Origin of the sequence: Marinomonas piezotolerans (assembly GCF_003362755.1) — a bacterium.
GTDB lineage: Bacteria > Pseudomonadota > Gammaproteobacteria > Pseudomonadales > Marinomonadaceae > Marinomonas > Marinomonas piezotolerans.
Window position 1 is genome coordinate 134,916 of sequence record NZ_QKRA01000003.1, and the last position, 13,727, is coordinate 148,642.

Below are 13,727 nucleotides of genomic sequence, written 5' to 3' on the forward strand. Positions count from 1 at the left end.
CAACGTGAGTGAAATTACACGCGAAGAAATACAGCGAAAAGCACTGATTCGTAAGCAAATCCGTGAAAAAGCAAATTCGGAACAAGAGGACGAGCAAGGGTTCTTTGGTGATGCCGTTGACGCGATGCAACACGGTTTCTTATCTGGTGCCGCCGATTTAGCAGATGGTATTGGCTATCTAACTGGTAGCGAAACTGCTAGCGATACAGGTGAATGGCTACGCGGGCATGCTGATAATCAGATCGAACAAATGAGCACACAGGGGCGTGAAGCGTTCGAGGGTTTTGGTGTCGAGTCTGACGATGACAGCATTACAGGATACGGCTTGAAAGACAGCAGCTCACTAAAAGGATTTGGTTTAAATGTGCTAAGTGGTGTTGGCTCATTTGCCCCAACAATGATACCAGGCGGTTTAGCGGCGAAAGGAGTTAGCACAGTTGGTAAGGTGACGGGTGGCGTTGCTAAAGGCACAAAGGCGGCAAGTGTTATCGACAAAAGCGCTGATGTTGTCGGCTTTGGTGGTGTTGGCGCGGCGACTATTGGCGGCTCAACGGGCAATCAAGCTAAGCAGGAGATAATGAACGCCACCCCTGCCGACCTTAAAGATGCACCGCTCTACCAAGATCACTACCGAGCACTACGAAACAGTGGCACAGACCATAAAACTGCTATGTATCAGGCGCGTGAAAACCTCGCAAACGATGTTGCAGAGTTAGCCGCACAAGATGGCGCGAAACTTGGCGCAGTGACACAGGGTGCGCTTGGTCCAGTAATGGGCAAGCTATTCCGAGGTGAAGGGGGGACATGGACAAAATCTATTGCTACAGGTGCCGCAACAGAGGGCTCGCAAGAGTTTGTTGAGTCAGGCGGTCAAACGGCCGTGTCAAACCGTGCCGTGAACCCTGTGTTGCCTCGCGATACTATGGATGGCGTTGTGGAAGATGCCATTAGTGGCGCAATGATTGGCGGTCCTGTGGGCGGTGCGTTTGCCGCTGGCGGTAAAGCCGCTAGCCGAAACAAGCCACAACCCGAAGCAGCTCCGGACCCTAACGATCCACTAAGCCAGCCAGACGCACCAGAAACGCCACAAGACAAGGCCCAAGCTGAACTTGATCAGATAGACGATCTACTCACAAACGAAGCTGAAACGCTCAACGATGAAGAATATGAAGCGTTCCTTGCCCGTCGCGATGAGCTATTACAGATACTTGATGTAGGTGATCAAGACAGCCAGCCATTTGATATGGCAGGGCCAGAGCAGACACAAGCACAGCAGTTTGGCTTATCACCGAATGGTCCAGTTCGTGATGACACTGAATACAGCCGCAATCAATCGGCATTTGAGCGACAGCATGGCACAGCAAGAAATACCAGCATTGATGGTGAATACATCCCTAGCCAACAGCCAGAAACTAATTACTCTTGGGAAAACCGCTTAGGTCGAATTGGTGAAACAGTAGACGGGGAGCTATTACGAGATCCTCAACAGGTTGGGAGAGATGAAAAGCAAGCTCAACAGGTAAGACCACAAGAGCAATTAGCAGGACCTAGAGGGCTAGGGTTAACACCGCCAAGCTATTTGCGGGTGGAACCGGAGCGCACACAGCCTAACAGAGAAGCGGTAAGTTATTCGCAAATCAATAGCGAGGGCGCTTTCCTTGATGCTCCAAGCTTGCGACCAGAGCAACGCCAGCAGCAGGAAGGGCGTCAGAGGCGCACTAAACAACAAACTGAGTTTGGCGTTCCACAACAAAGTGTTATTGCTGAACCTTATCGGCCAACAGAAACCGAGTTGGCCGCACGCGAAACCACACGCCGCTCTTTTGAAGAACCAGTAACCGAAGTGCGTCAAAGTCGTAAAGCGCGTGACGAAGCGTACCAATTGCAGAAGCTACAAGAACGGCAGCTTGTAAAAAGTCGATTAAAGCAGCGTTTGCGAGAAACCGAACGCCGTAAGCAGGAGAACCAAGTAGCGCTTGGTCAATTAGAAGTAGGTAGCGAAGTAAAAGCAGCCAAGGGCAACAAAGCAAAAGCGTATACGCCCAACAACAAGGCTATTGATGTTGAATATCAAATCGTTGAAGCAAGCGATCTAACCACTAGCCATGATGATCACTTCCAAGCGCGCACCGATTATCCTCAAGCCCTGCAGAACCGTGACCGCTCAAGCCCAGCATTGCGTAAACAAGTGGAAGACAATGCCAAGAACTTGATCCCTGAAAAATTGGGCGAAGACTCTGGTGTCGTGAGTGGCGCGCCTATTATCCGTAATGGTGTCGTGGAAAGCGGAAACGGTCGTACCATGTCAATCCGTCGCGCATACAATGACAATGGTGCAGCGAACTACCTCCAGTATTTAGAAGACAATGTCGAGCGATTAGGCATTAACAAAGATGAGCTAAGCCAATTCAATCAGCCCGTGCTTGTACGTCAGCGCCTAAATGATATGACGGCCGACGAGCTCACCAGTTACACCAAAGATGCGAACACTACAGATGCGTTCGCCTTAAACCCGGTAGAGCAAGCTAAGTCAGACTCAAACCGCTTGAGTGATGACGATATGGCATTAATTGACATTCCAGAGTCTGGCGACTTTGCTGCAGCGTCTAACCGTTCCTTTGTGCGGAAGTTCCTGAGCCGATTCCCGAAAGCCGAACAGAACGCCATGCTAAATGGTGACGGCACTATCTCAGATGGCGGTATCAGTCGTGTGCAAAACGCTATCTTTGCCAAGGCATACGGTTCTGATCAGCTAATTGAAGACATTACCAGCACGTCAGCCGACGATATGAAGACGGTCGCTAAGGCATTGATCAATGCAGCACCAGAAGTGGCTAAGTTAAACGCACAGGGCGGTGTCGAGGGCTTCACCGATACGATCGTGGATGCTGTAAATATTGTTAAGCGTAGTCGTCGTGATGATGTGCCAGTAAAAGAGCTAACTGACCAGTTTGATTTGATGTCAGAAAATACAGTCGATCCAACCACGGCAAGCCTTGCCAACTACCTAGACCAGAACGTGCGCTCTATTAAGCGCATGACCGACGCCATCAAAGGGGCCGCTCAACGAGGGCAAGAGGGATTGCGTAACTCTCAGACTGATGGGCTATTTGGCCGCGCTCCTGCGCCTACAGTTGCCAACGTCCTAGATTTTGGTGGTGAATCTAGCGCACCGAGTGGTAAACAAAATAGCGATACTGGTAAACAATCCTCTGATATTAGTGAACAAAACACCAATATCGGTAAAGAAAATGCTGTAACCGCCCCCATTGGTAACACTGAAACGGTAAACAATGCCCAGCCAGAAATAGAGCAATCTGATGAACCTCAGGTAAAACTTCAGAAGTCAGGCAGACCATACAGCTCTGAAAAAGTCGCAAGGATGTCGCAAACCTTCAAGAACACGCCAAACGCTGAAATCGTGCCGTATCAAGGTGGTTTTGGGATTATTGAAGGCAAAAAGCCTAAGCCGCAATCAAGGATAAGCAAAAAACAAGCAGCCAATATCAAAGCATCGGTACAGCAATCACTAGATAAAACCAGTTTGGTAAAGGAACAGGGCGGTAACTCTGCAAGCTATGAAAAGCATATAAGCGACACTATTAAGGCAGTTAAACAGCGCGATACGGTGCTGGCCGATGAGTTGCAAAAGATGGTCGACGAACATCAAGTCGAGCAACCTAAAAAGAGAAACAAACTAGATCAAGCCGCTGATTCGCTATCTTCCAAGAAGCGCGAGAAAGCCGAAAAACTAGCTAATTTAATGAAATCACGCCGCGGCCAACTAAACTCAGGTATTGATCCAGAAGTAATGCTGGCCGTTGCCGAGTTGGGAGCTGTGACTATTGCCGAGGGTACGGTACGCTTTGCACGCTGGGCGCGTGATGTGCTTAACGCGACGCGTGCCGTAGGCATTCAAGATGAAGATGTAAAACCGTTTCTAAAAGAAGCGTATGGCGCCGTAAGCGCTAATCCTGAAAAATATGAAGTCTCGGACGATCTAGCCGATCAGATGGATGCCCCGCGTGATGTGCGCAAATTTGACCTTAATAGACTAGAGGACGAAGCTGATGTATCAACTACCAGCGGAGAAGTGGAACGAGCTGGCACAAGCCAAGATCAAGCACAAGTCGATCAAGACTCTAATGGAAATGAATCAGAACCAACTAGACGAAGCTCTGGACGAGCAGAGCGAACTACTACGAAAGCAGTACGACCCAACCGTAGCGATAGCGTACCAGTACGTGATGGTGCCGTATCTGGAGAGGGAAGCACTGGAAGTCTATTTGAATCAGACGGATCAGCAGCAGCTAAAGCAAGCATTAGCGATCCCCGCGAACTTGGACGAAGCGATAGCGACGATGACGGCGGAGTATCGTTTGACCCAACCACAGCAGCAGCAACTAGCGAAGCTACTGGGCGCGTAGAGCAGGCCGACACACAAACCGCCCCACCAGCAAAACACAAAGCTAAGTGGGGGGATGTAGCGGACATTCAGCAAAGCGTACCGGCTTTGATGCCAGAACAAGCGAATGATGTATCGCTTATTGAAAAACGCCTGTTTGATGAAACCAGTTCTACCAATGGCTACTTAAATACTAACGGTACAGGCACAGGTAAAACGTTTGTAGGCTTAGGTACGATTAAGCGTCTATCCCAACAAGGCATGAGCAACACCTTGGTTGTTTTGCCATCTGATGGCATCGCCCGACAATGGGTGCAAGCCGCGAAAGACTTCTTTGATCTTGATGCATACGTGCTTGGCGACAATGGCGGGGCGAAACTTAAAGATGCAGGCAAAGGGTTAACGATCACAACCTATGCGACATTTGGGCAAAACAATGAGCTAATTAAGCAGCGTAAAACGTTTGATTTAATCGTAGCGGATGAGTCGCAGAAGCTAATGGGGGGCCAGCAAGCAAAGAACACCGCTGCATTAAATATGCTGCGAGCTCACACCAATCACGAACAAGGCAGCTACCACCGAGCGAGATCGGTTTATGCAGACGAGCAAGAAGCTGTTACTAAGAAAGTAGATGCTTATGCCGCCAAGGTGCTTCCGCAGTTTGATGGTGACGAAAATAAAGCGTTATTAGCCGCACAAGAGCGCTATAAAGACGATCAAAGCGTCGTTGATAACAAGGTTAGAAAGCTACGAGATAAGCTTAAGGAGCAAGGCCCATTTGATACCAAGGTGCTTTTCTTATCCGCGACGCCGTTCCCTTACGTGCGCAATACTGATTACGCAGAAGGTTATTTATTCCGATATGAAGACTATGGCGATAAATACGAGGGCGGGTATGAAAATGCTTTCCACGGTCACAACGCCTTTTATATACGCAACTTTGGTTACCGATGGCGATATCACAAACTCAATCAACCAGGTGCGGAAGTAGATTCCGAGCTAATGGAACGCCAGTTCCATGAGAATATGAAAGAGCTAGGCGTATTGGGTGGCCGCACTCTTGAAGTGGAGGCAGATTACAAGCGCGACTTTATCAAAGTGGAAACCGCAGCCGGTGAAAAGCTGGATGATCTTATCGAGAAGTGGCGGGATCATGAAGTGGAAGGGGATAATGGTAAGGAGCGTCCATATTCCAAGCTAGCCGATACGTTCAACAAGTCATTCGACTACATTAGCCGCGTAAAGTTACTTGAGGCGATCAAAGCTGATGAGGCTGTTGCGCGCACCAATGCGCACCTAGAAAAAGGCCGTAAGGTGGTGATTTTCCATTCTTACAACGTAGGCGGTTCTGTCGATCCGCTTAATGGCGTTCGCCAAAAGCACCCTGAATTGTTAAATCAATTCGAGTCCGAATTTCCGCGCATGACTAACATCTCTTTTGGTAACTTACAGCGCCCATTGAGCTTGTTCGAGCAAGCCTTTGGTGATCGTGTTCGCTTTTATAATGGTGATGTATCTGACAAAGCCCGAAATGAAGCAAAAGCGTTATTCAACGAAGATGGTAGCGGTGTTGATGTTATCGTGATTCAGCAGGACGCAGGCGAGGCAGGCATTAGCCTTCACGATATTAGCGGCACAAATCAGCGTGTACTAATCAATATCGGTATTCCTGTTAAACCAACACAGATGATTCAGATAGAGGGACGAATTTACCGTGTTGGTGTCAAGACAGATGCGCAGTTTGAAAATCTAACTACAGGCACCGCTTTTGAGCGTTATATCTTTGCTAGCAAAATTGCTGGTCGAGCAAGTACTGCAGAAAACCTTGGCATGGGCGAGCTGGCGCGCAGCTTGAAAGAAAGTATCAGTGAAGGTTACCTAGATGCCGCGTATAAGGAAGTGGGAGACGAAATCGGCAAAGGTGGCAAAGAAGCCGACCGAGCGCAAGAGATTAGCCCATGGGACAAGGCTAAGAGCTTTTACTACTCAAATCTTAAGAGAACTTCAAATACAAAGAGTGCAGAAGGCGAAGATTACTTTGCTACACCAGAGCCGTTAGGAATGAAAATGGTGGAGTGGTTACAGCCTAAAGGTGGGCATCGTTTATTAGAGCCAAGTGTCGGGCATGGTGCGATTGGTCGATGGTTTCCTGGCAACACAAGAAACAAAGCGACTGAGAAAAGCTATAAGCTGGCGTCGCTTGCTGAAATGGTGTTTTCTGGTGACGTGATCAACGAGCCATTTGAAGACTTAAACGTGATCAACAAGTTTGAGGGTATTGCCATGAACCCGCCGTTTGGTCGCGGTGGCAAGCTGGCATACGATCATATTGAGAAAGCAATCCGCCACTTAACAAATGGTGGCCGTATTGTGGCATTGGTGCCGGATGGACCCGCAGCGAACAAGCGATTAGACAAGCTTTTGATAGATGAACGTTACGAAAACATCTATCAAGCTGGTGAAGTGGCTTTACCTAATGGTGTGTTTGATCGCGCCGGTACTGGCGTCAAAACCAAAGTCATTATCTTGGATCGTTTTGATAATCCAGCTGATGCGCCTAACCCTCAGTATGTCAGCTTTGAAAATGCAAAAGACGTAAATGAATTGTTCGATCGTATCGAGCACACCATATTGCGTGATCGTAATGAGCCAACACTCGAACCGGTAGACCCTTCGCTTTATATGGAATACGAAGGTGCGGCACGACAAGGTCGCAACGGTGATACCTACCGTGTAAAGATGTGGGGTGAACTTCCTAACGACGTTACTCAGGCAATCAACGAAGACGCAAATCAATTTGGCGCTCGCCCTGATCGTGATGGGCGCACCTACTACTTTGATAACGACGAAGCACGAGCCGATTTTGCAGAGTACGCCGCTCGAATCATTGAGGAAGCTAAAGAGTCAGGTGTCGAGATCGACATTGAACCGCCTAAACGTGAGCAATCGGCCCCTTCCTCAGCTAACAATGAATTCTTTGAATATACAGGTGAAGTATATACGACGAAGCGGGGTAAAGAGTTTGTTGTTACGGAAATGAAAGATCGCCAAGAGTATGAAACATACAGCAAGCTAAAGGAGCTCGCGAAAGACTTTAGCGGTTGGCCGCGTGGTCAAAAATTCATGTTTCCGACCGAAGAGGATGCGCTTAAATTCAATGGGGCCGCAAAGCAGTTGCTAGATTCCGCCGACATTAACTTATCAGTTGGTGATAAAAGTGGCGGCATGAGTGCCGACGATGTTCGCGCCGCTGTCGAACCATTGATTAACGACCTACATGAGCGCGGCACCTTTGAGGTGGTTCAATCTATTAGTGACTTACCTTTAAATATCCGAATCCAAGCCAAAGCGAAGCTTAAGCAGTCTAAAGGGGAAAATCCTGTACTACGCGGCATCAATGCCGGTGATAAGAACTATCTGATTGCTGATGGCCTGAGCAATGAAAAGGAAGCCGTTGAAATCTTTCTTCATGAAGTGGTCGGCCATAAAGCAGTATTGGATATGTTAGGTAAAGATGGCGATGCGATCATGGAACGCATTGCCTTGAGCTATGGCCGCAAAGGTCTGGCGGATTTGATCAAGACCTACGGCGTTGAGCCTAACACCAAAGAAGGGCGAATTCTCCTTGGTAAAGAAAAAGTGGCGCACATGGCGGAAAAGGGTGAAAAGCCAGCACTGCTTAAGCGCTTGGTTGCAGCCGTCAGATCATGGCTTCGCAAATACTTCCCGTCTATCAAATGGAGCGACAACGATGTTCTGAGTTTAATCAGTAATGCCCGCCAGAGAGTCGAGAATCAATACATGACCAAAGTGGACTTGGATGCGCAAAGTGCTGATTCTAGGGCATACATCAATGCCAGCATTAAAACGGATATTCCCGAGGACATTAAAAAAGTCACTGAGAAAACTCAAGCCAAGCCTAAAGGCCAACTCACCCTAATGGAGCGAGCAAAGGAGTACATAAAAGGTCTGAAAGACATTGATGGCACGGCGCTAAAACAAGGTTTGATTGATTCCTATGCATCCATTGAGAGCTTAGAGAAGAACGTCAACATGGGTAAGCTACTGGATGGTGCTGAATCGGCCTATAAAGCGGCTCTGCGCACAGCTAACCTTGATTCGGTTGTTGAGGTTGCGATGCGTAAAGGCGCTTTAGAGTACAAAGATGGCGCGTTTCAGGTGAAAAAGGATACCAAAGGGCTACTAGAAATTTTTCAGAGCATTGCGGATGCCGACCAGCTCCAGCTTTGGGAAACCTACGCAGGCGCAAAACGTGCTAAGCGCATCATGGACGAGGATCGCAAAGCAAACATAGTCGGTCAAAAAGAAATGATGGCGCAGCGTGCTCGGATCAAACAACTTAGAGGTGTGGCGCCAGCCGAATACCCTGGTGGTTTAGCGCAATGGCAAAAAGATATGCGTACAGCTAAAAAAGCGGCCGATTCTGCGAAGAAAAAAGCATTCCAAAAGCGTGAACGCTTATACACCGCCAAGGATATCAAGAAAGTGATGGACTTTGTAAACGGCAAGCCCGAAATGAAAGCCGAGTTTGAGAAGGCGCAAAGCGAGTGGCGCAAGTTCAACAAAGCCATTCTCGATATGGCCGAACAAGCAGGTCTGATCAATTCGGAGGCGCGAGCAATTTGGGAGCATGATGACTATGTGCCGTTCCATCGTGTAGCGGAAATGGAAGACGATAGTGGTAAGCATCCATTTGCACGTAAGCGAGGTCTAAGTGGTCAGAAGTCGGGCATTGAGCAACTTAAGGGTGGTGTTGAAAAGCTGAACATCATTGAATCAATGGTGCGAAGTACAACCCACATGATTGATGCGTCATTCAAAAACGTCGCGATGCAGCGTATTACCGATATTGCCGATGGTGTAGCAATGGAGAAGTTGCCCACGTCTAAAATGGAGGTAGAGGAGCGTGACAACATGTTGCGCGAGCTGGGATACGACCCTGACGCTATGGATGCAGAGTTATTAAACGCATGGTCGAACCAGCTTGAGCGGTACAACAACGTCGGAAAAGGCACGGTATCGGTTTCCCGTAATGGGAAGCTCCAGAAGTACCATGTCACCGATTCGGGATTGTTTACCGCTATCACTCAGCTTGGCCCAATGCGTGTTGATGGACTTATGAAAATATTCCAAATCCCCAAGCGTATTCTAACCACGATGGTCACCGCCGATCCGGGCTTTATGGCCGCTAACTTTATGCGAGACACATTATCTACGTGGGTAACGGTCGATGCTAAAACTACGCCTCTGTATGACGCGATAAAAGGAGCGTCTAAAGGGATCAAGCGAGATGAGTCGCTATGGGCGATGATGGCAGCGGGTGCAGGCGGTGGCGGGTATTACGACACTAGCCCTGATAGTGTACGTCAGCATTTATCTACCCTGAAAAAGGGTGGTGCGCTGCATTCACCAAAACGAGCGTGGGATGCATGGATGCGGATAGGTCAAGCAACTGAAAACGCCAACCGTATTGCCGTGTACGATGCAGTCATCAAAGACGGTGGTTCTGTAGCCGAAGCAGCTCACGAAGCGCAAGACGTTATCAACTTCTCAAAGCGTGGAGCACATCCATGGGCTCAAGCGCTTATCTCGATGGTTCCCTTCTTAAACGCCCGTATTCAGGGATTAGAGCGGCTATATCGTGGCGGAAAGACAAACCCTAAAGCTTTCTTTATGAAAGGTTCGATCCTGATGGGGGCATCCTTAGCGCTTCTTGCCGCGAACTGGGACAACGAAGATTACTGGGAGTTAGAGGAATGGGATCGCGACGCAAACTGGCATGTGTGGGTAGACGGTGAGCACATCAAGATACCTAAACCATTTGAAGTCGGGGCATTCTTTGGGACAGTGCCAGAGCGTGCGTTTGAGCAACTAAGAGACGATGCCGACGGCAAGTTACTCGCTGAACGTATGGGGGCTATGATGCTTGGCACCTTTGCTATGAACCCTACGCCTCAGCTATTTAAGCCTGCAATGGAGGTGGCGAAGAACGAGAATGGCTTTACTGGCAACCCTATATTGTCGTTTGGGGATCAGTATCGTAAACCCGAAGGCCAATATAGCCCATGGACAAGTGAAACAATGAAGCAGTTAGCCAATGCTATGCCAGACAATGCGCCTGAATGGATGCGCTCACCAAAAAGACTCGAGTATTTGATGCGCGGTTACTTCGGCACATTGGGCGGCTACCTTCTAGGCTTGACAGATATGGCTACGAGTCAAATAGTGGACAAGCCCGACTCGCCAGATTGGACGTTTGGAAAAGCGCCTGTTATCAAGCGATTCTACAGCGATGAAGTGGGCAGCAATAAGCACGTCGGTCGATTCTACGATATGCTTGATGAGACAAGCATGCTTTATTCGGAAGTCAAAGCGCTGGCTAAAGAGGGCAAAACGGAGCAGGCCAATAAGCTGATGAACTCAAACCTGAAAAAGCTACAATTGCGATCATATCTAAATAAAGTGTCCAAGCGTTTAAGTGACATTAGCAGTCAGATAAAGAAGGTCTACCAAAGCCCCACTATGACCGCTAAAGAGAAACGTAAGCGCATTGATGAGTTAACAAAAATGCGCAACGAGCTAGCACAGGATACATCATTGAGATACTACGGCCTGTTTTAGTAAACAAACAGCTCATGATAGGCATGGATGCCAATCAGGATAACCATCGCTACTAAGCTCAGCCCTCCTATAAACGCCTCTATTGTCCTATACATAATGCCTAGCCCCTTCTACCAAAAAGATTCTGAACCTCAAAGAGCTTAGACTTATAGAGACGATCTGTGAAGGGACGCAGGTGGCGACCAACTGCTTTATAATCAGTCGACGTTTATGCTTAGAACTGCGCTTTCTAGGTCCGTAAGCCTATCCGATAACATCCACATAGCATTCGAGATAACCCACGGCTCCAGCTCTTCAAACGAATTTTCATTTGATAAAATCAACACAAGAGCTTTCGCTTGACTAACAAAGCGTAGCGCATCATCCAAGATCAGTTTCTTATCTTCCATTTTGAATATCCTTTCAAGCGATTAACATTTCCTGTTTTCCCTATTGCAAATTTTGCCAAAAAACTGTGCATAAAATTAGCACTCACAAATGGCTCTAGCTGTAAAAGGTCTGATCTATCCAAAATCAACATATTACGGATAGAGGTCTATCTACACAGTACGATTACAATAAGCACACCAAACGTATCAAAGCGTGTGATCGATTTAGATTAATCTAATGTAAATTCATAAGAAAAAATCATATAAACAGTGACATTCGGCCAGAGACTGCGAAAAGCAAGGGAGGGTAAAAATTTAACAAGGAAACATTTAGCGACTATAGTATCCAAGTCTGTAAGTACAATTAAGTCTTGGGAGCTAGATGTGCACGAGCCAGCAAAGGAATTGCAAGCGAAGATAGAGCAAAGGCTTGGCTTACCGTTAGGCACTTTGAGCAATGACACTGATTCAAGCATGATCGAAGTGCTAAACGAGTTCAATCAATGGGTAATGTCTCTAAGCCCCGAAGAAAAAAAAATAGCCGCCGAGGTTATGAAAGCTTTTATGAGCCAAAGATCAATCTAGTTATCCCGTCTACCTCTCCTTTGATATACTCCACCGAAAAATGATCAACGCATCATGAGGTACAATTTAAAATGTGTACACAGGTGCGTACACATAAAAGGTATAAAACAAGTGGATAGTGATTTTCTTCAACAAATTCAAAAACGTAGAACGTTTGCAATTATTTCCCACCCTGATGCCGGTAAAACGACGATCACTGAAAAAGTCCTCTTGTTTGGACGCGCGATCCAGCAAGCGGGTACGGTTAAAGGGCGTGGTTCTAAACAGCACGCAAAATCAGATTGGATGGATATGGAGAAAGAGCGTGGTATCTCCATCACGACGTCTGTTATGCAGTTCCCTTACAACGACTGCTTGGTTAACTTGCTAGATACGCCTGGGCACGAAGATTTCTCTGAAGATACCTATCGTACACTCACTGCGGTCGATTCTTGTCTAATGGTTATTGATGCTGCCAAAGGTGTCGAGGATCGAACACGTAAGTTGATGGAAGTAACACGTCTGCGTGACACGCCTATTGTCACGTTTATGAACAAGCTCGATCGCGATATCCGCGACCCAATGGAAGTATTGGATGAAGTCGAGAATGAGCTAAATATGATGTGTGCCCCGATTACTTGGCCGATTGGCTGTGGTAAGGCATTTAAAGGGGTGTATCACATTCATCGTGATGAAACGATTCTATATTCAACAGGCCAAGGACATACGATTCAAGAAGTTCGTACAGTCAAAGGTTTAGATAATCCTGATCTAGATGAAGCGGTTGGTGAGGATCTAGCGATCCAGTTGCGCGAAGAGCTTGAGTTAGTCATGGGGGCATCAAATGAGTTTGATGAAGAGTTGTTCCTTGCAGGCGAATTGACTCCTGTTTACTTTGGTACAGCACTGGGGAATTTTGGTGTGGATCACATGCTGGATGGCCTGACAAAATGGGCGCCATCGCCATTGCCTCGCCAAACCAGTGAGCGTGAAGTGGTCGCTGAAGAAGAGAAGTTTTCTGGGTTCGTGTTTAAAATTCAAGCCAATATGGATCCAAAGCACCGTGACCGTATCGCCTTTATGCGAGTGGTCTCAGGGACATATTCTCAAGGTATGAAAATGAACCATGTTCGCACAGGAAAGCAGATAAGTATTTCTGATGCGGTGACATTTATGGCGGGTGACCGTGCTCGTGCTGAAGAAGCCTTCGCTGGGGATATTATTGGATTGCATAACCACGGCACGATCCAAATCGGCGATACCTTTACTCAAGGTGAGAGTTTTAAGTTTTCTGGTATTCCTAATTTCGCACCGGAGTTATTTCGACGTATTCGTTTGAAGGATCCTTTGCGTCAGAAGCAGCTTCTAAAAGGGTTGGTTCAGTTGTCGGAAGAAGGTGCGGTACAAGTCTTTCGCCCATTTCAAAACAATGATCTGATTGTTGGAGCGGTCGGTGTTCTTCAGTTCGACGTTGTAGTTGCACGCCTAAAATCCGAATATAACGTTGAAGCGATTTATGAAAATATAAATGTCGCTACCGCGCGTTGGGTTGATGCGGAAGAGGGTAAAAAGTTTGAAGAATTTAAACGTAAGAATGAAGCGAACTTAGCACTTGATGGCGGCGATAATTTGACCTATATCGCACCGACTATGGTTAACTTGAATCTTGCGAAGGAGCGTTACCCAGAAGTAGAGTTCCGAGCGACGCGTGAGCATTGATCAATACTTGACTAAAATACTTGGTTAAG

At 47.4% G+C, this 13,727-nt stretch carries 4 protein-coding genes; 3 read left to right on the forward strand and 1 reads right to left on the reverse strand.

What is annotated here, in order from left to right; translation table 11 throughout:
* Positions 1-4: 4 nt before the first annotated feature.
* Positions 5-11,047, forward strand: a complete 11,043-nt coding sequence (locus DN730_RS08165) for an LPD38 domain-containing protein (RefSeq protein WP_115467632.1) — start codon at positions 5-7, stop codon at positions 11,045-11,047.
* Between the two features lie 197 nt (positions 11,048-11,244).
* Here DN730_RS08165 and DN730_RS08170 read toward each other — a convergent pair whose 3' ends face one another.
* Positions 11,245-11,436 carry a hypothetical protein gene (locus DN730_RS08170; RefSeq protein WP_115467633.1) on the reverse strand — a complete coding sequence of 64 codons (192 nt, stop codon included), beginning with the start codon at positions 11,434-11,436 and terminating at the stop codon, positions 11,245-11,247.
* Between the two features lie 249 nt (positions 11,437-11,685).
* Here DN730_RS08170 and DN730_RS08175 point away from each other — a divergent pair, with 249 nt between their 5' ends.
* Positions 11,686-12,000 (forward strand): helix-turn-helix domain-containing protein, encoded by a 315-nt coding sequence (locus DN730_RS08175; RefSeq protein ID WP_115467634.1) that lies wholly within the window; start codon positions 11,686-11,688, stop codon positions 11,998-12,000.
* Positions 12,001-12,111: 111 nt separating this feature from the next.
* Entirely contained in the window at positions 12,112-13,698 is a 1,587-nt protein-coding gene (gene prfC, locus DN730_RS08180) for a peptide chain release factor 3 (RefSeq protein WP_245957927.1), read from the forward strand.
* The last annotated feature ends 29 nt before the right edge of the window (positions 13,699-13,727 follow it).